Source organism: Acinetobacter sp. 1294243 (assembly GCF_000588015.1).
GTDB lineage: Bacteria > Pseudomonadota > Gammaproteobacteria > Pseudomonadales > Moraxellaceae > Acinetobacter > Acinetobacter pittii.
In genome coordinates this window covers 30,004-53,099 of the sequence record NZ_JFXG01000016.1, presented here as the reverse complement: position 1 = coordinate 53,099, position 23,096 = coordinate 30,004, and the positions used below count along the sequence as shown (strand labels likewise).

Sequence of the window (23,096 nt, the reverse complement as noted above, 5' to 3'; positions counted from 1 at the left end):
TAATCTGAGTTTAATAATTTATGTCCCACGCAGTAGATATCACTTTCTATGATGGCCTAGTGTCTAAACCATACCCTGCTCAGATTTCAGCTCAATCTGAATCTGAAGTTCTAATTCGGTATGGTGAGCAATTAGAACTTCAGCGTCATTATCAATATACTGATATGAAATTGATTGGTGCGCTGGGACAGTTACACCCAGTAATTGAATTATCTGATGATGCACGAATTGAATTTCATAGTACATTACCTGAATGGTTTAATTACTCAACTAAAAAGGTTCAACATTCGATCTGGAAATTTGAACGCTCTCCGGGTCTTATTCTTTTTAGTGTAATTTTTGTGATTACTTTTGCGATCAGTTTAGTCAAATGGGGGGTTCCAGCAACGTCCCATTATCTTGCTTTTCAATTACCTGAGAATACTTTAAAGAAACTAGGTGATGAAGCCGAGAATTATGTATTAAATAATTGGACTGCACCCAGCCAATTAGCACAAACTCAAAAAGATCAAATTACTAAACAATATTTGAATACTGTTGCTGAAAACAAACCAGCCAAATTAGTCTTCCGTAAAGGCGACCAGTTAGGGGCTAATGCTGTAGCGCTACCCAATAATACGATTATTATCACAGATGAACTGATCAAATTGGCACATACGAATCAGGAAATCTTAGGCGTATTAGCCCATGAACAAGGCCATTTGGTTTATCGCCATAGTTTGCAACAAGGGTTAACCAGTTTAGGCCTAAGTATATTATACATTGCAATGACAGGAGATAATTCAGACTTATTTACGTCCTTCCCTGCCGCTATGATTGGTGCAAATTACTCACGTAAATTTGAGTCCGAAGCCGATCTATATGCTTTACAGTTGATGGATAGGAAGCATATAGAAGTCTCGCACTTTGCAAATTTCTTACAACGTTTAAGCGATACAACAGAAGAAGGTATCGATAAAAAAAATCAGTCCAACCCACCAACTTCTCAGGAAGAATCTTCAGCTAATAAATTATCTTCAGCTGTTCTTGATGCTTTATCCTCTCATCCTGCAACCGAAGAGCGTATTCGAATGGTTCATGATTTTGAGAAAAAACAGAAAGGCGCACAAAATAATTTATAGGCTCACAAAGTCTATCTAGAAAATTTATGGTCTTTAGGAAGTGGAGCATCACATGGTTGATCTGTCTTTACGTTGACCATTTTCACAGGTCCATCATTGTAGATTGTTACCTTGCAGCCTTTTACGACATATTCCTGTTGAATACCACCGTACATTTCATCCTCAGAAACAGGAGATGCAACGTCACAAGCCTCGTCAGCACGGCATATATCCTCTTGCCCACCTACAGCTTCTGCTCCAGCAGCTTCCATTACATCTACAGCACTCTCCTGTACTTCAGCATCTACAGCTTGTATCTTTGCTGCATACGTATTTGAAAGATTTATCATAAGAAAAATTGCAAGAAATAACTTACTACAGTGATTTATTAGATTCATGAACTATCCATACCTATTAATTGAAATTCGGTACATATCAGGCGATTTTAATTTGCAAGTTAGTGATGCAAAGGGCTTAGTATTATAAGGAGCTATTCTACCCATAATTATACATATAGCAGCAATAGTTGCCCCGAAAGAATTCATCAAACAATTACAAGATATTGACCATTATGAGGGTGCGATTAACTACACAATATAAAATTAAACTGAAATCAAAATCTGTCTAACTCAATCCAAATTTTTATGTGGGGTAGAATGAGGGGTAAAATAATAGATATAAAAAAAGCCCCTGCTTTTAACAGGGGCTTTTCGAATTTGGCGGAAGCGGTGAGATTCGAACTCACGGAGGACTCACACCCTCGTCGGTTTTCAAGACCGGTGCATTAAACCGCTCTGCCACGCTTCCATGTGCGTAAGAATACAAAGCTTATTCATTTTATTCAAGAAAAATATCATCGCTTTGTGTTCAAGTGCATATTGTTTCATCAATTTTACAGTTGCGCAGCCAATTCTGCTCCTTCTTTGATCGCACGCTTGGCATCTAGCTCTGCTGCGAGCTTTGCACCACCAATAATATGGTAGTTCGCTATAGTCGACTCACCTTCTTTTGGCATCAAGTCTTTTACCGACTCTTGACCTGCACACACCACCACAGTATCTACACGTAAAAGCTGGTCTTGACCATTGTGCTCAATCCAAAGTCCTTCATCAGTGACTGCTTTATATTGCACACCACGCAGCATACGTACACCATGCTTTTTAAGCTGTGCACGGTGTACCCAACCCGAAGTCTTGCCAAGGCCAATACCGAGTGGTGTGGTTTTACGTTGTAGTAAATAAATTTCACGGATTGCTGGTTCAACTTCTGGCGGCTGCATACCACCTTCAGAAACATAGTTCGGATCTGGGTCTACACCCCATTCACGTTGCCAATCTGCCAAAGGTTGAGGCTGTGGTTGATGTGGCGGTTTAAGTAAAAATTCTGACACGTCAAAACCAATACCACCCGCACCAATCACTGCAACCTTTTGTCCAACTTCTGCACCTTTCAAAACTTGAGCATAAGAAAGGACTTGTGGCGCGTCACTTCCTTCAATTTTTAATGCACGAGGGGTTACACCTGTTGCAACAATCACTTCATCAAAACCTTCGCGTTCGAGCTGCTCACGATTTACGCGAGTATTTAAACGTACGTCCACTCCAGTTTTTTCCAGTTGGACTTTAAAGTAGCGGATCGTTTCGTGAAATTCTTCTTTGCCCGGTACAACTTTGGCAAAGTTAAACTGACCACCTACATCTGAAGTTGCCTCAAACAGCGTCACTGCATGGCCACGGCTTGCAGCAACAGTTGCCGCCGACATCCCCGCTACTCCGCCACCCACAACTGCAATTCGCTTAGGCTGTTTAGTCTTTAAATAGACCAGTTCAGTTTCATGTCCTGCACGTGGGTTCACTAAACAAGACACACGCTTATTTTTAAAAGCATGGTCTAAACAGGCTTGGTTACATGCAATACAGGTATTAATTTCATCAACACGGTTAGTCGCAGTTTTATTTACCCAAAATGCATCGGCCAATAAAGGACGCGCCATTTGAACCATATCTGCTTTGCCAGTTGCCAAAATTTCTTCGGCAGTTTCAGGCATGTTAATGCGGTTTGACGCAATAATCGGAATAGAAATATGTTGTTTTACATGAGCAGTATAGTCGACAAAAGCTGCACGAGGCACAGATGTTACAATGGTCGGAACACGAGCTTCATGCCAGCCAATGCCAGTATTTAATAAAGTCACACCTGCTTTTTCTAAAGCTTTGGCTACAGTCACCACCTCTTGCATGGTGTTACCGTCATGGACTAAATCGAGTAAAGACAAGCGGAAACAAATAATAAATTTCTCACCAACTTTGGCACGGATCGCTTTAACAATCTCGACTGGAAAGCGCATACGGCTTTCAATTTCACCACCCCAACGGTCAGTACGCTGGTTCACGTGGCGACTTAAAAACTGGTTAATTAAATAACCTTCCGAGCCCATAATTTCGACACCGTCATAACCTGCTTTTTTAGCGATATCGGCGCACTGAGCGTAATCTTCTATTGTGCTCAGAATATTTTTTTCAGAAAGCTGGCGTGGTTTAAAAGGTGAAATTGGAGATTTAATTGCAGTTGAAGACACAACAAACGGCTGGTAACCATAGCGACCTGCATGCAAAATTTGCATTAAAATTTTTGAACCATGTTTATGCACAGCATGTGTAACCAAACGATGCTGTGGAATATCAAATAAGCTATTCATGGTTCCGCCAGCAGGTGCTAACCATCCTTGACGGTTCGGTGAAATACCACCTGTCACAATCAGACCCACCCCACCTTTTGCACGCTCTTCAAAATAAGCTGCCAGCTTTGGATAATTGTAAAAACGGTCTTCAAGCCCCGTATGCATGGATCCCATCACCACACGGTTTTTAATGGTGGTAAAGCCTAAATGTAATGGTTTTAATAAATTGGCGTAACTTGTCATGCTGCGTCCCAATAATTTTTTGCAACTTGTTGCATAGTACTTTAATACTTTTTTGATAATTTTGGATGACCACACAAAGAAATTTATCGGAGCTTATGGTCAATCCATTTATTTAAGAACAATACTTCATTCACTTCTTCTTATTCTATAAATAGCCTTATATTTTTTATCAAATTAAAACTTCAAATCAGAACAAGTGAATTAATGCTTTTTTTGCGAAAAAAAGCACCATGAATAGTGCTACAATAGCCGCCATTCAGAATTCTCAAGACCGCCTATATGGGGTCTTTTTCATAAATGTTAGGATTAGCAATGACTGATAATGCAACTATCTTGCAGCATGTACCAGTAGGCAAAAAAGTTGGGATTGCCTTCTCCGGAGGCCTAGACACTTCAGCTGCCTTATTGTGGATGAAACAAAAAGGCGCAGAACCTTATGCATATACTGCAAACTTAGGTCAGCCTGATGAAGATGACTACGATGCAATTCCAAAGAAAGCAGAACAATACGGCGCTGTAAAAGCTCGCTTAATTGACTGCCGCTTACAACTTGCGCTTGAAGGTATTGCTGCGATTCAGTGTGGTGCATTCCATATCAGTACAGGTGGTGTTCCTTATTTCAATACGACTCCATTAGGTCGTGCAGTAACAGGTACAATGCTAGTTACCGCAATGAAAGAAGATGACGTAAACATCTGGGGTGACGGTTCAACTTATAAAGGTAACGATATTGAACGTTTCTATCGTTATGGTTTGTTGACTAACCCGAATCTTAAAATTTATAAGCCTTGGTTAGATCAAAACTTCATCGATGAGCTTGGCGGCCGTGCAGAAATGTCACAGTTCCTGATCGACAACGGTTTTGACTATAAAATGTCAAAAGAAAAAGCGTACTCAACTGACTCAAATATGTTGGGCGCAACTCACGAAGCAAAAGATCTTGAATACTTAAATGCCGGTATCAAAATTGTTGACCCAATTATGGGCGTTGCTTTCTGGAAAGATGAAGTTGAAATTACTCCAGAAGAAGTGACTGTACGTTTTGAAGAAGGTGTACCTGTTGCATTAAACGGTCAAACTTTTGACAATCCGGTTGAACTTATTCTTGAAGCAAACCGTATTGGTGGTCGTCATGGTTTAGGTATGTCTGACCAAATCGAAAACCGTATTATCGAAGCGAAATCTCGTGGTATTTATGAAGCACCGGGGATGGCCCTTCTTCATATTGCCTATGAGCGTTTGGTTACTGGTATTCATAACGAAGATACGATCGAACAATACCGCATTAACGGTTTACGTTTAGGCCGTTTACTTTACCAAGGCCGCTGGTTCGACTCTCAAGCACTTATGTTGCGTGAAACTGCACAGCGTTGGGTTGCTAAAGCGATTACTGGTGAAGTAACTCTTGAACTTCGTCGTGGTAATGACTACACCATTATGAACACTGAATCTCCAAACTTAACGTACGAAGCTGAACGTTTAACAATGGAAAAAGGCGATTCAATGTTTACGCCAATGGACCGTATTGGTCAGTTGACTATGCGTAACCTCGACATTACCGATACACGTGCAAAACTTGGTATCTATACAGATGCTGGTTTGCTTTCAATCGGTCAAGGTTCTGCTGTGCCACAACTCGATAGCAAGAAAAAATAATTTTCTTAATTAATAAAAAAGCCACCGACACAGGTGGCTTTTTTATTTCAAGCAACTAGAGTTTAAATAAGTTCTGCCGCTTCCAAGGGTTGATAATAAATCTGGTTACGTCCAAGCTGCTTAGCTCGGTACAAAGCTTGATCCGCAGCATGAATTAATTTTTCCTGATTTACTTTAAAACCTTCTGTATAAACAGTAAAACCTAAACTAATCGTGACATGCTTAGAGACTAAAGATGCTGCATGAGGAATCGCTTGTCGCTCAATCGCTTTATAAATATTTGCAGCAACAGCATAGGCGCCTTGAGCAGGTGTTTTTGGTAAAAGTACAACGAACTCTTCTCCACCATAACGGGCCACGAAATCAACATGCCGAATCGAATTTTTAATTGCAGCGGCAATAGATGAGATGACTTTATCCCCCATTTGGTGCCCATAAAAATCGTTATAATTTTTAAAAAAATCGATATCAATAAATAAAACAGCCAATGGACGCTTTTCTTGCTTTGCACGATAGTAAAAAAAGTCGAACATTTCATCAAAAGTACGTCGATTTGAGATATTAGTCAGTGCATCTTGCTGGCTTAAATGAAGCAATTCAGATGCCTCAATACGTAAAATCTGTTCGTTAAGCTCAGCAAGCTGATTATTTAAAAAAAGGCTTCTTTCTCTAGACGTAAGCATCGTGCTAATTGAAAAACCTAAAATACAACTTCCAAACAGCGCTCTTCCCAAAGCTATAAAATCACAATTCGCTTGCCATAAAATCAGTAGGGAAAAAACACAAAAGGCTGCTGTTAAACCTACATAAAGCATATGTAGAGGCTTTATTCCGCTTAAAATAAAACCAAGCATATATAAGAAGGAAAGTAGTAACATCGACTGGTTTTTAAGAGCGACATTTTCTACGCTAAGGAGCAACATTGCATTGATAATGATGGTCAAAAATACAATGCCACATGCGGCGATATAAAAATATTCAGTGAGTTTTTTAAACTTTGCAAAAACCCAAAATAACAGTAGCGCACAAGCAATATTAATTGCACTAAGTAAACAGTAAATAAAGTCCCAAGTAATATAAGGCACCCCTATGACCAAATAGTCTGTAGGTAGAGCTAGCAATATAAAAATGAGATAGGTTAAAACGCCACTTGCTAAGAACTTTGAGATATTCTGTTTAGTTCGCTCAAGATTTAGACACCAGAATTTTTTTTCTAATTGATGTGGCAGAGGTATATTGGCATAACGATGGGTATGTAGAGTTACTAAATATTCTATTTCTTCTTTTGCTTTGAGTAATTCATGTACATTTCCCCTATTTGCCACTACTTGATTCCTGCCTCTCACACATTAACAAAATATAACATTATTTTTTAAGGCCTCTGACGCTTTATTTTGCCATTTGTCCGTAATTCTCGTTACCATTTTCACACTTTATCGATTATCATTTGTTTTATTTCGAAGTTTGAACTGCCTTGGACTCTATTACCCTGCTCCAGCCAGATGACTGGCATGCACATTTACGTGATGGTTTAGCATTAAAACGTACTGTACCTGATTTGGCCAAACAATTTGCTCGTGCGATCTGTATGCCAAACCTTGTTCCACCTGTAAAAACTGTGGAAGAAGCATTGGCTTACCGTGAACGTATTCTTGCTCATGTTCCAGAGGGTCTTAATTTTGACCCACGTATGGTGCTTTATTTTACTGATTTCACCTCACCAGATGAAGTTCGTAAAATTAAAGAATCTGGACATGTAAATGCCATTAAACTTTACCCAGCAGGTGCGACCACCAACTCTGATAACGGAGTAAGTGATATTCGTAAAGTTTATGCAGTCATTGAGCAATTGGAGGAGCATCAAGTTCCGTTATTACTTCATGGTGAAGTGACTCATAACCACGTTGATATTTTTGACCGTGAAAAACGCTTCTTAGATGAAGTTTTATCACCGTTATTAAAACAGTTTCCAAAACTTAAAGTGGTACTTGAACACATCACAACAAGCGATGCTGCACACTTTGTTTTAGAACAAGATCGTAATGTCGCTGCAACGATTACACCTCAGCATTTATTATTTAACCGTAATGATATGTTGGTTGGTGGTATTAAACCGCATTTCTATTGCTTACCAATTTTAAAGCGTCAAACTCACCAGACTACTTTGCTTGAAGTTGCAACGAGCGGTAATCCTAAATTTTTCTTGGGTACAGATAGTGCTCCTCACTCGCAAAATGCAAAAGAAAATGCGTGTGGCTGTGCGGGCTGTTATAGTGCGCCTAATGCAATTGAACTTTATGCTCAAGCATTTGACCAAGTAGGTAAACTAGAACGTTTAGAAGGTTTTGCTAGCCATTTTGGTGCAGACTTCTACGGCCTACCACGTAATACCTCTACGATTACTTTGGTAAAAGAAGATAACCTCGTTCCAGAATCTTTTGATTATTTAGATGATCAAAAAATTATCCCGCTGCATGCCGGGAAAACGCTGCAATGGAGAAAAGTGTGACACAAGAAACCTCTGTCCCGGTCATTGGCCAACGTTTTCGTGGCTTCTTACCTGTTGTTGTTGACGTTGAAACGGCAGGGTTTAATGCCCAGACAGATGCATTGCTAGAAATTGCGTGCATTCCAATTGTGTATGATGCTCAGGGACAATTTGTCCCTGGTCCAGCATTTCATGCACATATTAACCCGTTTGAAGGGGCTAATCTCGATCGTCGTTCACTAGACTTTATTGGTATTGATCCATTCAATCCAATGCGTATTGCAATGGCTGAAGATGAGCGCACTGCATTACGTCGTATTTTTAAATCGGTGAATGAAGTCCGTAAACAGCAACATTGTACACATGCAGTCTTAGTGGGCCACAATGCGCATTTTGACCTTGGTTTTGTACAAGCAGCAATTGCGCGTACAAGTACAAAAAACCAAAATCCATTTCATAGCTTTTCTGTGATGGATACAGTTACTTTAAGTGCTGTTATGTTTGGACAAACCGTGCTTGCGAAAGCGTGTATTCAAGCTGGAATTGAGTTCGATGGCAAAGAAGCACACTCTGCTTTGTACGATACTCAGAAGACTGCTGAACTGTTTTGCTATATTTTGAACAAACTGTCACCTTACCTCCTTGACAGTTTGGTGGCGGCTTCTTAAGATACCGCCATCCTCAACGTCCCTATCGTCTAGAGGCCTAGGACATCGCCCTTTCACGGCGGTAACCGGGGTTCGAATCCCCGTAGGGACGCCATATTCTCTTCTTATAAAATTCCTTTCTATTTTATTTTTATATTTCTAATTTTCTGTATTTCCAAATAAAATACACTTGTACATATATATCACCGATCCAGTATTTCCTTTACATAGATTTACAATATAATAATTCTTATTTTTATACTGATATTTATTATCAATAAGGTTTTAAATGGATCTTAAGCTTCGACTCCTCTCCCTGACCATCGCTCAACTCTGCTGTATATCAACTACTTTTGCAGAAACCAATAGTTCATCAACAACGCTCGCTACCATTAAGATTAAAGCCCAACAAGCTGCCGACCAAGCTTATAAAGTCGATAGTTCAAATAGCGCAACACGTAGTGAAATCGCATTAAAAGATACACCACAATCTGTCAGTGTAGTGACTCAAAAAGTAATTGAAGATATTGGCGCAACACGTTTGATTGAAGCGCTTGATTTAGCTGGCGGTGTTACTCGTGCTAATAACTTTGGTGGTCAAGGTTTAACAGGCTTTAATCTTCGTGGTTTTACTAGCGGTGAGTTTTACCGTAATGGATTCCCAATTAACCGTGGTTATCCGAACGCTCCAGATAGCAACACTATTGAGCGTGTAGACGTTTTACGTGGCCCCTCTTCTAGCTTATATGGCCGTGGTGACCCAGGTGGTACGTTTAACTTAATTTCTAAAACACCAAAGTCTGAACAACAAACCACTTTAGGTGCTCAGCTTAACAGTGAAGGTTTATATCGCACCACGGTAGACACAACAGGTACTATCCCAAATGCAGAAAATATTGGTTATCGCCTAAATGTGATTGCAGAAGGTGGTGATAGTTATCGTGATCATGTCGAATCCAAACGATATGGAATTGCACCAGTCATTCAATGGCAAGCTTCTGATGCAACAAAAGTTACCTTTGAAGCGGATATTTTACGAAACCAGCATCCGCTTGATCGTGGTCAAACACGCTATGCCGGTCAGAAGTCTTTTATTAGTTCACCAGACATTTATTTGTGGGAAACGGGCAAATACAATAACCGACTCTACAATGATAACAACATGACTCAATTACGAGTCGAGCACGACCTTGGGAATGACTGGAAGCTGAATGCTGGTGTGCAATATTTAAATGGCAAATTGCATGGCTATGCGGTAGAGGCAAATGGCATTCAAGATGACGGCGAAACTTTAAACCGAAATTACAACTATCGCGAATTAAAATGGCAAGATACTGATGCACAGATCAATCTAACAGGTAATTTCCAACTTTTAGGTCTAGCTCATACTTTAGTGACTGGGCTTGAATACGAAAACTATGATTATAAGTCATATATTATTCGTTCAGACCCTAAGTCAAATAACTACCCGATCAATATCTATGATCCAGTTTTAGGCCAACCTCTTCCTGAGCTTAAAAATATTACGACCCATGACCGCGAAAATTTAAAAACAACTGCCGTTTTTGCACAAGACCAAATCGATTTAAATGAGCGTTTAAGTGCACTGCTGGGTTTGCGTTTTGAGCACTACGAACATGATTACAAAAACCTATTACCGAATACTGCAAACTGGAATACCAGTCATGACGCATTTATTCCGCGTTTAGGTTTAGTTTTTAAAGCGCGTGATGACCTTTCAATCTATAGCAATGCTGCAAAATCTTTTAAACCTAACACTGGTGCTAGCCGTAATGGAGAGGGATTTGACCCAGAGGAAGGCATGGCTTACGAGTTAGGCTTTAAATGGCAAGCACTCGACAATATGCTATCGGTTGACTCTGCGATTTTTTATGCAAAAAAAGAAAATGTCTTAACTCTCGATCCTGTAGATTCAGCCTATAAAGTTGCTGCTGGTGAAGTTCGTAGCCAAGGTATTGAGCTAAATGTTGCAGGACAAATCACTCCAGCTTGGAAAATTATTGGTGGATATGCCTATACAGATGCAGAAGTCAGCAAAGATAATACTTTGAAAAAAGGAACCACTTTAGCCAATATTCCAAAGAATAGTTTTAATCTGTTAAATATCTATGAATTTCAAGATGGCCCTTTACAAGGCTTAGGTCTGGGCATTAATCAAAAATATATTGATAAGCGTGCAGGTCAAACAGCCAATAGTACTTACACCATGAAAGGTTATGCAGTTACAGATTTGGTTTCTTATTATCAGGCAACACCAAAACTTCGTATTAACTTAGATCTGAAAAATCTTTTTGACAAAGTTTATGATGAAAGCGCTTTCAATCTATATGCGTATCCAGGTGAATCACGTACCGTTCAAGTGGGTATGAGTTATACGTTCTAAAACAAATACGCCATTTCAGTTATTGAAATGGCGCATCGGATTTACGCAGACTTACGCGAGTTCACTTGTCCTTGAATTACCGCTTTAATATTGCCTTTGGCATAATTCAAAAACACTACCAATGGTGAAAGTTTTGGATTTGGTTTTTTACCCTTGCCAATGGTTTTAAATTGAGCGGCATACCAAATAATTTCCATAATTGCCATTTTATCGACAAAAGGTAAACCTGTTTTAATCGGCTTTACGGCATAACGCACATCTTGCCCTGCAATTAAACGCTCAGTTAAATCAGTTTCTACTGCAAATGGACGAGCAATACCAATAAAGTCACATGCACCACTTTCAAGTGCGGCATTCATGCCTTCTACAGTACGGAAACCGCCTGTCACCATGAGTTTACACTTAACATGCTGGCGGATTTTCTCTGCAAAATCTAAAAAATATGCTTCGCGTGCAATCGTACTTGCTTTACGTTTGTCGGCCTTAGCTCCAGCCATTGCTGGTGCCTCATAAGTGCCGCCTGAAATTTCAATTAAATCGATACCAGCTTCGTCTACTGCTTTAAATACTGAAATTACATCTTCTTCGCTAATACCGCCACGCTGGAAGTCAGCCGAGTTAAGCTTCACTGAAATGATAAAATTATCTGAAGTCGCCTCACGTACCGCCTTATAAACCTCTAGTAGAAAACGACTACGATTCTCAACTGAACCGCCCCACTGATCTGTGCGCTTATTGGTTAATGGCGATAAAAACTGGCTAATTAAATAACCATGTGCGCCGTGTAATTGCACCCCTTCAAAACCTGCTTTTTCACAAATATGAGCTGCTGTCGCAAAACGTTTAATAATATCTAGAATTTCGTCATGAGTAAGTTCACGTGGCGTTCCAAACATGGTTGCTAAAGCTGGGCTAAAAGGTACCGCTGAAGGCGCTACAGTCTCTTTATTTAAGCCTTTTGGACACTGACGACCTGGATGCGATAATTGAATCAACTGCACCATGCCATATTTTTTACCTAATTCCGCCCACTCTTTTAAGCGCTCTAGGTCACGTTCAGTTTCAATAATAACAACACCCGGTTCATTTTTTGCACCTGCATTTACCATGACATTGCCCGTAATGGCACAGCCAAGCTCACCTTTTGCCCATGCACCATATAAACCCAAATGTAAGTCATTTGGTTGGCCTTCATAATTTGCAAGCGCTTCACTCATTGCGCCTTTAATAATTCGGTTTTTAAAGGTGGTATTGCGAATTGTGATGGGTTGAGCAATCTGGTTCATGGTTAACCTCTGTTCTTTGAATTTTAGAGCAATTACTCTAATTTAAATAAGTTATTGGGCATGTCAAGTCATAATCGATAACTGACAATAGCACATGTCAATTTTAAAAAATATAAAAATATGCAACTTTTTGCATTAGAAGTTTAACTAAAATTTATTCATATAAAACAATTAATTAAAAAAATAGCTTTAAAAGGATGCTTTAATTAACTGCTTCGTATATTCACTCTGAGGCTTAGAAAATAAGAGTTCAGTTTCCTGATATTCAACAACTTTTGCATGACGTAATACCATCACTTTGTGGCACAGTGCTTTTACGATATTGAGATCATGACTAATAAAAATATAACTTAACTGCTCAGTTTGTTGTAATTGCCTCAACAACTTGATCATGGCTTTTTGTGTGGTCCGATCTAAGGCCGACGTAGGTTCATCCAGAATTAAAAGTTTAGGCCGAACCACTAAAGCTCTGGCTAAGGCAACACGTTGACGTTGTCCGCCTGAAAGTTCATGAGGGTAACGATGTTGAAAATATTCAGCCAACTCAACTTTTACCAATACAGATTCAACTCGCTGTTTGATCTCGTTATCAGCTACTGCTTTCACTTTCAATCCTTCAGCAATAATCTGCCCTACTGTCATACGCGGGTTTAAACTTCCAAATGGATCTTGGAAGACAAGTTGAAAATCCGATCTCATCAAGCGCAAAGCTTTTGGCTGTAGCTGATTCAAATCTTGCCCTAAAAAAACAATCTGCCCTTCACTTTTAATAAGTCGGACCAAAGCCATCGCCAGAGATGACTTACCAGCACCACTTTCTCCCACCACCCCAAGTGATTCACCTTGAGCAAGATCAAAACTCAAATCTTCTATTGCGGTGAAATACCCTTGAATACGATTTAAAATTCCTTTTCTTATAGGAAACTGCACGCTGAGCTGTCGAACTGATAAAACATTCTGTTGAGCAGGTCTAGACTCTACACTGCCAAAATCATGATCTAACAACTGTGCTGTATAAACTGTTTTAGGGTTTGCAAAGATTTGGCTCAGTTCACCTTGCTCTACTACACGCCCATTTTGCAATACAATAAGTTTCTCAGCATAGCGATGCACTAAATTGAGGTCATGGCTAATTAAAATAAGTGCCATCCCATATTTGCTTTGCAAAGATTTTAATAGCTCTAAAATCTGTATCTGTAAAACCACATCCAACGCAGTAGTAGGTTCATCAGCAATCAGAATTTTAGGCCGAAGTGCCAATGTCATCGCGATCATGACACGTTGTCTTTGTCCACCAGAAAGCTCATGCGGATAACGTTTTAAAATTTGTTCTGGTTCAACAATTCCCACATCTTTTAACAGTTCAAATATTTGCTGCCGAACTTCTTGTTTTGAAAAACCAGATAAAAGAAGATTTTCCCCTATAATTTTTTCAACCCCATGGAGCGGATTTAACGCCGTAGCAGGCTCTTGAAAAATCATTGCGATTTGTCGACCACGTAAATTTGATTGAGCTCTTTCATCTAGCTCAAGCATATTTTGCGGTCCAATCCAGACTTGACCCGTTATTTCTAATTTTTCTTGTAGCAAGCCCATTATTGCTAAGCAGTTCATCGATTTACCTGAACCACTTTCGCCCACAATAGCTACTGTTTCCCCTTCATTTAAGTAAAAATTCAGATCTTCCAATAAAACCTTTTGGTCTTTGGTTTGAACCGAAAGTTGCTCTACTTTTAATAATGTTGAAGTGGGATTTAAATTATTTTCTTGGGTCAAAAGCATCACGGGCCGCCTCCCCAATATAAATTAGAAGTGAAAGAACAATCGCCAGACTAAAAAAGCCTGAAATTGCTAGCCATGGCGCATCTAAATTATTTTTACCTTGTAGCAATAATTCACCTAAAGAGGCAGCATCTGGCGGCAGACCATAACCTAAAAAATCAAGAGCAGTTAAAGCGCTAATATTAGTTGTTAAAATAAAAGGTAACTGAGACAAACTCGAACTGATCGCATTTGGCAGAATATGCCTAAAAATAATCGCGCGATCGGTCACTCCCAAAACTTGGGCTGCACGAACATAATCTAGCTGGCGAGCTTTCAAAAATTCTGCCCTAACAATGCCCACCAAAACAGTCCAGCCAAAAAATAGCATAATGAAAAATAGCCAATATACATTTGGAACAAACATACTGACTAAAATCATGACCATAAAAAGCATGGGTAAGCCATTCCAGACCTCAACCAAACGTTGTCCTAATAAATCTACCCAACCGCCATAGTAACCTTGAATGGCGCCCACGGTAATTCCAAATAAAGCAGAACAAAAGGTTAAGGTTAAGCCAAAAAGCAACGATACTCTTAAGCCATAAAGAATACGCGCAAGAACATCCCTTCCTTGATCATCTGTTCCCAACCAGTTTTGCTTGGAAGGTGGTGATGGCACAGGAACTGCTAAATCTAAATTGGGCGTTTGATATGAAAATTGAATGAGGGGCCAAACTGCCCATCCCTTAGTATTAATAAGCGCTTGTACAGCAGGGTCTTTATAATCAGCTTCTGTTTCAAACACCCCACCAAACGCTGTTTCAGGATAAGTTTTCAACACAGGCAAATAGTACGAATCTTCATACTTCACTAACAGCGGTTTATCGTTAGCAATTAACTCCGCGGCTAATGACAAAAACAAAATTAGACTAAATAAAATAAAGCTGGCCCAGCCCAATTTATGCTGTCTAAAACGCTGTAATCGTGTCCGCACAATCAAAGACATTATTTGCCTCCTTGCGCATCAAAGTGGATTCGCGGATCAATCCATTGGTACAACACATCACAAATGAGACGTAAAATTAGGCTAAATAAAGTAAAGAAAAATAAAACACCAAAAATAACAGGATAATCACGCTGGACAATTGCTTCAAAGCCCAACAACCCCACCCCATCTAGATGAAAGATAATTTCTACAAATAGGTTGCCTACAAAGAAAATACCTGCTAACGCTTCTGGCAATCCTGCGAGCACAACTAAAATAGCATTACGAAAGACATGCTTATATAAGACCTGTTGGCCGTTCAACCCTTTTGCATAGGCTGCCAAAACGTAGGGTTTATTGAGTTCTTCTAAAAATGAGTATTTAGTTAAATAGGTTAAACTGGCAAAACCACCTAATACCATCGTAATCAGTGGCAAAGTCATATGCCATAAATAATCGGTTACTTTGCCCCAAAGACTGAGTTGATGAAAATTATCTGATACTAAGTTTTGTAGTGGAAACCATTGAAAATAAGACCCACCTGCAAAAAAAACAACTAATAAAATCGCAAATACAAAACTTGGTACGGCGTACCCCACTACAAGGATTAATGAAGTTGATCTATCAAACCAAGAGCCCTGTTGTTTTGCCTTTTTAATTCCCAGCGGAATAGAAATGAGGTAAATGAGCAAAGTACTCACCAGCCCAAGTGAAATGGAAACAGGCATTTTTTCCCACAACAATTGCACGACTGGTTTATCTTTAAAGAAACTTTGTCCAAAATCTAAAGTTAAATAGCCTTTTAACATTAAGAAAAACCGTTCAGGGGCAGAACGATCAAAACCATACTGCGCCTTAATTTGCTCAACCATTTCAGGGCTTAAACCTTGAGCACCTTGATAATAAGTTTCTGCACTCAATGCACGGCCAATTCCCAAATCGCTTTGTGCCTGATGTATTGCTTGCTCAACTGGCCCACCTGGTGCAATTTGCACAACCACAAAGTTAATCAATAAAATGACAAACAATGTGGGAATCATTAAAAGAAGTCGCTTGAGAATATATGAACCCATATAACAGGATTTCCTTTATGGCAGATGCTTTTTATTGTTGATGTAAATATTTGGCAACTTTTTTGGCTTTATTTGCATCACTCCACCAATATTCTATCCCAGAAGAAAGTGCTGGTTTAACTTTAGGTTGTTGATACATATTCCAATAAGCATACCAGTTTTGACCTTTACCATAAGTCGGGATTTGATAATAACCAGCTCTAAGCAATCGATCGAGAATGCGAGTATAAATAATCTGTTGTTCACGACTTTTACTCGCAACGAGTTTTGAAATCACTTGATCAATTACTGGGTTACGAATTCCCGCATAATTGTAATTTCCATCCTGAGCTGCAGCTACACTCCCCCAGAACTGAGTTTGTTCATTTCCCGGATTGAGAGATTGCGGCAAATTCATTGTGGTCATATCAAAATCGTAACGGCGAGTTCGTTCTAAATATTGCGGAGCATCAACCTGACGTAAATTAACAGCAATGCCTAATTTTTTTAAGTTACGAATAAAAGGTAGAAGTGTTCGTTGTTTACCATCTTGCTGAATTAAAAACTCAAGCTGAACTTTCTTTTCCTCAGGTGTAAATAGCTGCCCTTCTTTAATTTTATAGCCAGCTTGTATAAGCAATTGGCGCGCAGTTAATAAATTCTGACGGTTAAATCCACTCGCATCTGACACTGGGTATTTCCAGTTTGCTAAAACACCTTGTTGCATAAGTGGAGATAACTTAAGCAATAACGGTTTTAACAACTCTAATTCAGTTTTTGAAGGTCGACCTGTTGCTGCTAATTCACTATTTTCAAAATAACTTTGTAGGCGCTGATATTGTCCATAAAACAAAGCTTTATTCTGCCATTCAAAGTCATAAGCATAGGTTAAAGCTTGTCTAAAACGAATATCATTCAAAGGTTTTCGTCGTGTATTAAAAACATAGCTTTCAGTGGCAATAGGATTATGGTGACGAAACTTATATTGAGTAACCAACCCTGCTTTTACGGCTGGAAACCGGTAATCAGTTACCCATTTTTTAGGATTAGTTTCTTCATGCAAAGTGTATTGCCCAGATTTAAATCCTTCAAAAGCAATATCCCAATTTCGATAATAAACATATCTCAAGCGGTCAAAGTTATAACGCCCTTTGTTAATAGGCAAATCTTTTGCCCAATAATTTGGATTTCTTTTATAGCTAATGCTTCTACCCGGATCAACTCGTTCAACTACATATGGCCCCGAACCAATAATCGGTTGTAGGGTAATTCGGCTAAAATCTCTTTTTTGCCAATCTACTTTTGAATAAATGGGTAAGGTTGCCAAAATGAATGGCATTTTAGGATTATGTGTAGACTTAAAAATAAACTTTACTTGATGAGCATTTATTATTTCTGTTTTTGCTAAATCAGCAAGGTACATTTGCAAACCTAAATTAGATTTAGTCTGATAGGCATCAAAACTAAATTTAACATCTGCCGCAGTGACTGGCTGCCCATTACTAAAACGCGCTTTAGGGTTTAAATAGAAAGTCACTGATTGCGTTTTTTCTGGGTCATAACTCACTTTCTGAGCCAAAAGCGGATATAAAACTCCAACCTCATCAAGTGATTGAGTCATTAAGGTATCAAAAAGATAATTCACGCCTTCTGTAGCATTCCCCTTACCATTCATACTATTGAGGTTATCAAAAGTTCCTTGAGCTGCCTGACTTAATAGGCCACCTTTAGGGGCATTTGGGTTTGCATATGGCATAGCCATCATTTCTAAATATTTAGGCTTAGAATGAATCGCTATATATGAGGTGGTTTGTTGTGCAGAAAAAACACTATGGGAAATGACACTGAGCCCGACTAGCAGGCTCAGTTGAAAATTGAATTTATGCATAAATGACTAATTTTTTTACAAATTAGGCACTTTAATCACATCACCAATGCGAAGCTGAGTAGAAGGCGTTAAATTATTCAGCTCAGCCAAGAAATTGGTTTCTAAACCATATTTACTCGCAAGGCCGATCAAGGTATCGCCACGCTTCACTTTGTATTCCACGACAGTTTTTGGAATCACAATATTCTGACCGCGCTGTAAGTTAGCATTTGCTTTTAATGCATTCATTTCAGCCAGTTCACGCACTGAAATACCCGCACGGCTCGCAATACTATTTAAAGACTCACCAGATTTAACCGTATATCTTTCAGTGTTTTTACCAGCAGCAACTGTTTTAGTTGAAGACTTAGTATCTGCTTTAGCTGTTTCAACTGTAGGCACATCACCCGTTAGCTTTAAACGCTGCCCCACACGAACGCTACTGTTGCGTGAAAGACCATTTAATGAAGCAAGGTAGTCCAGCTGTAAATGGTAGCGATTAGCGATATTACCTAAGCTATCGCCAGATTTAACTGTATAAGTTTCTGGTGTTTCTTCTTTGGCGTTTTTAGAAGATTTAGTTGGCGCTTCTTCAACCGTACCTGTTAGTTTTAAGCGTTGACCAGCACGCAAACCAGCAGTACGAGACAAACCGTTTAGGTCAGCCAAATAGCTTGTTTGCAAATTATATTTACTCGCAATCGCATTTAAACTATCGCCAGACTGTACAACGTATTGTTCTGGAACACTTAAGCCTGCCGGTACTTTTAAAGTTTGACCAAGCTGTACATGGCTATTTGCTTTTAAGTTATTTAATTCGGCTAACTCAGCTAGGCTAATTTTTGATTTAGTTGCAATACTAGATAAAGTATCACCACGTTGTACTTTATAGCCTTCTGTTTTATAAGAAACGCTTGCCGATGCTTTCTCAGATTTACTAGAAGCCTTAGTTTCAGCAACTTCATCTACAGAAATATCTTGTGTAGGCACATTAATTTTTTGGCCTACCATTAAGTTGCTACCGGCAGTTAACTCTGGAGTTAATTCAGCAAGTTCCTGATTAGAGAGCGCATAACGATCTGCAATCAATTTAAGATATTCACCGCGCTTCACAGTATAGCTTTTAGTTGCTATACGTTTTGCACTTGCCTGAATAGCTTTCGGTTCTACTTTAGCACTTGAGCGACTATTTTTTGGTTCTTTTAACTGTAGTTTTTGCCCAACAAATAAGCCATCAGTCACTGATAAATCGTTATATTCAGCCAATTGTCTTACTGACAAATTAAACTGGTTAGCCACACCGCTTAAGCTATCGTTAGCCTGAACGACATATACATCTGGTTTAGCTGTGCTTTTTGAAGTCGTTTGAGTTTCTTGTGGCTTAGCATCATAAAGGTAAAGCGTTGAACCGACATATAACGTCTTTTCAGGATCAATCTGGTTCCACTTAGCAACATCGCGCCAGTTTACGCCGTTTTTCATCGCAATAACGGCTAAAGTATCACCCGGTAAAACTGTATAGGTACTACGTTTGCCTTTTGGCTGTACAACCACTACATCTGTATCAGTTTTAATGTAAGGCTTGTCTTTATTGCGCTGCCCATCTTCAGAGTTAGCTACAGTCACATCTTCAGCTAAAGTTTTTGGATATGCAAAACCTTTACTTACTTCTTTACCTTGTTGCTCTGCAACTGATTGGCTTGTTTGAATCGCAGTTAACTTAATTTTGCCATCATAAGGATCAACAATTTCTGTTCCTTGTGGTGCAATAGCTTTTAACTCAGCAACTACTTGATCTTTTTCAGCCTGCGTTGGTTGTGGCTCTAAAGCTTGTTGAACTGTTTCTTTCTCACCTTCAGCTCGAACTGCCGCTAAAATCTTTTCACGTTCTGCAGCCGAGATTGGTGGCTCTGTCTTCACTTGCTTAATATTTGCCGCAGGTGTCACAGCAACAGGAATACGTGGAGCACTTGGTACATCAGCCGAAGCTGCAAACGCGGCTAAAGCATCAGACCCACGAGGAGTTGAAGTTTTTACCGTGGTAGAGCTACTCGTTGTTTTAGTAGGTGTAGACGGTTTAACCGGTTGAACCTGATTTGCAGGCGTGGTTTTAATTGTCACAGATGTTGAAGCACTTACATCTGGCTTAGATGGTGAGGTCACATTTGCCCACCAACCTGAACCACCGCCTGACTTCATACCTTTTAATTTATTATCAATTGAAGGACTTAAATCGGCTGGAATCAAGATACGCATTGGACTCGCTGGGTCTACCATTTCACCACGATATCCTGGGTTTAATGCATAGAGTTCCGAACGACTTAATCCAGCTACAGAAGCAATTTCATTTAAAGATAAAGGTGCAGATAAAGTCACTTCACGGAAATGGGGTCTATTTGCAATTGGTGGTAAAGAAATACCGTAAGCTTTTGGATTTTTAATAATTTGAGCAACAGCCAAGAAACGCGGAACATAGTTCATGGTTTCTTGAGGTAATTTTAAAGACCAATAATCAGTTGGTAAACCTGCTGCCTGATTTCGGTTAATCGCTTGTTGAATACGTCCCGGTCCAGCGTTATAGGCTGCTAAAGCAAGCTCCCAAGAACCGAATTGATTATATAAGCTTCCTAAAAACTCATAGGCAGCACGAGTCGACTCAACAACATCGCGACGGCCATCATACATGCCTGTTTGCTTTAAGCCATAAATACGGCCAGTACTCGGAATAAACTGCCATAAACCTGCTGCAGCCGCACTACTTGTTGCAGCTGGGTCATATGAACTTTCAATTACAGGTAAGAGTGCAAGTTCTGTCGGCAAACCACGGCGTTCAGCTTCTTTAACTGTATGGTACAAATAACGACTTGCGCGGGCACTTAAACGATCAAGATAAGGCTGACGAGAAATAAACCAACTACGCTGAGCTTCAATACGTGAATCCCAATGGTTCAAATCCATTTTGAAACCAACAGACATACGTTTCCAGACATCACCATGCTTTAAAATAAGCAGACGGTCACCCTCTACAGCACGCATATCAGTTGCTGAAAGTAAGTCTTCCAATGAATCAAGACTACTCGCATCTAAATAACCTGCACCACTGACCTGTTTCGATTTTGAGGTTTTTGCAGATTGCGGAGTCGATGAACAGCCTGTTGTAATACCCAACGCAGCTAACGCAGAGCTAAGTACGGTAATTTTAAACAATGATGCTGCAGATGGCTGCCACACAAATGTGGTTGGTTTATACATAAAAACTTCCAAACAACTCGCGTAATATTTTTTTGGGGTCTGCCCACAAACCCTAGGTCTTCGATGCCATTGTAGTAAAGCATGTAAGATAGACAAGGCAATAATTTAATGTCATTTGCATGGAAATGTTACAAGAAATTAAAAAAACCTTGCTTTGATACGATGGAACCGAACTTTTTGCGTATACAATACACCATATTCAGTTCTTTTTCTTTTAGTTTAGGTTTCGATTTATGTCTCAAACAATCACACTGTATGTTGATGGTGCATGTCGTGGCAATCCGGGTTTAGGTGGTTGGGGCGCATATGTCATTACCGAGCAGGGTGAACATAAATTATTTGGCGGTGAGCCTGATACGACCAATAACCGTATGGAACTCACTGCTGCCATTGAAGGTGTTTCATTTTGCCCAGCCGATGCACATTTGATTATCTGGACAGATTCAAATTATGTGAAGCAAGGTATTACTGAGTGGATTCATGGTTGGAAAAAGAAAAACTGGAAAGATGTAAAAAATCCTGACCTTTGGCAGAAATTAGATGCTGTCTGTACAGGTAGAAATATTGAGTGGAACTGGATTAAAGGCCATGCAGGACACCCTGGCAATGAAATGGCAGACCAGCTTGCTAATTTAGGTGCAGACAAAACTGCGAAAGAACTCAAGCAACCACAGTCTGCCACTGTATCGCAAGATATAAAAAAGCCTGAACAGGACTGGCTGCTAGATGACCCTTTCGGGTTTGATCTGGCTGATTCAACTGAAGAAGAAAATATTCATCTTGAAACATCTGAAGAAGTTGAGATGATTATTGTGGAAGAAGAAATTATTGACGTTGAAACTGCCAAACAAAAAAGTAAGCAGCCAACCAATAATATTCATCCCCAAATCGTTGTGACCGAAGCCAAACTAAAATTACAAGGTCCTCGACAACTGATTCTCGATACGGAAACTACTGGTTTTTATTTCCAAGATGGCGACCGCATTATTGAGGTGGGCGCAATTGAGATGATTAACCGTAAGCTTACGGGTAGCTCGATTCATATTTATATTAACCCACAAAAACCAGTGGGAGACTCAGAAAACATCCACGGTATCAGTGATGATTTCTTAAAAGATAAACCGCTCTATGCGGACATTGCTGACACCTTATTTGACTATCTCAAAGGTGCAGAGATTATTGCCCATAACGCGACCTTCGATATGAACTTCCTTGATATGGAGTTTAAACGCGTAGGGCTTCCTGCACTTTCTGAAGTGTGTGAGGTAACGGATACTTTAGCTTTAGCGAAAAACAAACATCCAGGACAAAAAAACTCCCTTGATGCGCTTGTAAGACGTTATGAAATTCCAGCACGTGACCGTACTTTCCACGGCGCGTTACTCGATGCTGAAATTCTTGCTGATGTCTACTTGGCAATGACTGGTGGTCAGGTTTCTTTTGATATAGATGCCTTATCTCAGAGTGAAAATAGCCAGCAAACAACCAATAGAAGCAGAGTTCAAATTGACCTCCCTGTAATTTACCCTTCAGATGAAGAGTTAAATATACATGAGACTTGGGTCAAAGAATATGAGGAAAAACACGGAGAACCTTGCCTTTTTGCAAAATAAATTTTTGATTCTTTAGTGTTTTTAGCTTTTCCCCTTTGTAAGTTAAGTTATATTAGTCG

Annotated in this window: 15 protein-coding genes and 2 tRNA genes; 7 read left to right on the top strand and 10 right to left on the bottom strand. The window is 39.5% G+C overall.

Annotation, left to right across the window (positions count from 1 at the left end):
* Positions 1-20 precede the first annotated feature (20 nt).
* Positions 21-1,121 carry a M48 family metallopeptidase gene (locus J655_RS20140; RefSeq protein WP_032052895.1) on the top strand — a complete coding sequence of 367 codons (1,101 nt, stop codon included), beginning with the start codon at positions 21-23 and terminating at the stop codon, positions 1,119-1,121.
* Between the two features lie 11 nt (positions 1,122-1,132).
* Here J655_RS20140 and J655_RS20135 read toward each other — a convergent pair whose 3' ends face one another.
* The 3 genes from J655_RS20135 to J655_RS20125 form a co-directional block, all read right to left on the bottom strand.
* Positions 1,133-1,450, bottom strand: a complete 318-nt coding sequence (locus tag J655_RS20135) for a hypothetical protein (protein ID WP_014206119.1) — start codon at positions 1,448-1,450, stop codon at positions 1,133-1,135.
* Positions 1,451-1,817: 367 nt separating this feature from the next.
* Positions 1,818-1,907: transfer RNA gene (locus tag J655_RS20130), tRNA-Ser, on the bottom strand.
* A gap of 85 nt (positions 1,908-1,992) precedes the next feature.
* Positions 1,993-4,023 carry an NADPH-dependent 2,4-dienoyl-CoA reductase gene (locus tag J655_RS20125; RefSeq protein ID WP_032005936.1) on the bottom strand — a complete coding sequence of 677 codons (2,031 nt, stop codon included), beginning with the start codon at positions 4,021-4,023 and terminating at the stop codon, positions 1,993-1,995.
* Positions 4,024-4,320: 297 nt separating this feature from the next.
* Here J655_RS20125 and argG point away from each other — a divergent pair, with 297 nt between their 5' ends.
* Entirely contained in the window at positions 4,321-5,679 is a 1,359-nt protein-coding gene (gene argG / locus J655_RS20120; protein WP_014206117.1) for an argininosuccinate synthase, read from the top strand.
* 62 nt (positions 5,680-5,741) lie between these two features.
* On the opposite strand, the gene J655_RS20115 is transcribed toward argG, so the two are convergent.
* Positions 5,742-7,004, bottom strand: a complete 1,263-nt coding sequence (locus J655_RS20115; RefSeq protein ID WP_032005934.1) for a GGDEF domain-containing protein — start codon at positions 7,002-7,004, stop codon at positions 5,742-5,744.
* Positions 7,005-7,153: 149 nt separating this feature from the next.
* Between J655_RS20115 and pyrC the strand changes: the two genes are divergently transcribed.
* The 4 genes from pyrC (at position 7,154) to J655_RS20095 (ending at position 11,218) form a co-directional block, all read left to right on the top strand.
* Complete coding sequence (pyrC, locus tag J655_RS20110) at positions 7,154-8,188, top strand: dihydroorotase (protein ID WP_005070491.1); 1,035 nt, start codon at positions 7,154-7,156, stop codon at positions 8,186-8,188.
* A complete protein-coding gene (gene rnt / locus J655_RS20105) occupies positions 8,173-8,835 on the top strand; it encodes a ribonuclease T (protein WP_002117536.1) in 663 nt (220 codons plus the stop codon). Before pyrC ends, rnt begins: the two co-directional genes overlap by 16 nt.
* An 18-nt stretch (positions 8,836-8,853) precedes the next feature.
* A tRNA-Glu gene (locus tag J655_RS20100) sits at positions 8,854-8,929 on the top strand.
* Positions 8,930-9,103: 174 nt separating this feature from the next.
* Positions 9,104-11,218 carry a TonB-dependent siderophore receptor gene (locus J655_RS20095; protein WP_032005930.1) on the top strand — a complete coding sequence of 705 codons (2,115 nt, stop codon included), beginning with the start codon at positions 9,104-9,106 and terminating at the stop codon, positions 11,216-11,218.
* A gap of 41 nt (positions 11,219-11,259) precedes the next feature.
* Here J655_RS20095 and J655_RS20090 read toward each other — a convergent pair whose 3' ends face one another.
* The 6 genes from J655_RS20090 to J655_RS20065 form a co-directional block, all read right to left on the bottom strand.
* The gene (locus tag J655_RS20090) at positions 11,260-12,504 is read right to left on the bottom strand and encodes an NADH:flavin oxidoreductase/NADH oxidase family protein (protein ID WP_032005928.1); all 1,245 of its coding nucleotides are present in this window, start codon (positions 12,502-12,504) and stop codon (positions 11,260-11,262) included.
* Between the two features lie 189 nt (positions 12,505-12,693).
* Complete coding sequence (locus J655_RS20085) at positions 12,694-14,289, bottom strand: ABC transporter ATP-binding protein (protein ID WP_086222672.1); 1,596 nt, start codon at positions 14,287-14,289, stop codon at positions 12,694-12,696.
* On the bottom strand, positions 14,264-15,274 hold the full coding sequence (locus J655_RS20080; protein ID WP_032005924.1) for an ABC transporter permease: 1,011 nt from the start codon (positions 15,272-15,274) through the stop codon (positions 14,264-14,266). Before J655_RS20080 ends, J655_RS20085 begins: the two co-directional genes overlap by 26 nt.
* Positions 15,274-16,326, bottom strand: a complete 1,053-nt coding sequence (locus J655_RS20075) for a microcin C ABC transporter permease YejB (protein ID WP_032005922.1) — start codon at positions 16,324-16,326, stop codon at positions 15,274-15,276. The genes J655_RS20080 and J655_RS20075 overlap by 1 nt, the downstream gene beginning before the upstream one ends.
* A 31-nt stretch (positions 16,327-16,357) precedes the next feature.
* Complete coding sequence (locus tag J655_RS20070; RefSeq protein WP_032052892.1) at positions 16,358-18,193, bottom strand: extracellular solute-binding protein; 1,836 nt, start codon at positions 18,191-18,193, stop codon at positions 16,358-16,360.
* 15 nt (positions 18,194-18,208) lie between these two features.
* Entirely contained in the window at positions 18,209-21,424 is a 3,216-nt protein-coding gene (locus J655_RS20065) for a lytic transglycosylase (protein WP_032005919.1), read from the bottom strand.
* Between the two features lie 233 nt (positions 21,425-21,657).
* On the opposite strand from J655_RS20065, the gene dnaQ reads away from it, so the two are divergent.
* Entirely contained in the window at positions 21,658-23,037 is a 1,380-nt protein-coding gene (dnaQ, locus tag J655_RS20060; RefSeq protein ID WP_032005917.1) for a DNA polymerase III subunit epsilon, read from the top strand.
* The last annotated feature ends 59 nt before the right edge of the window (positions 23,038-23,096 follow it).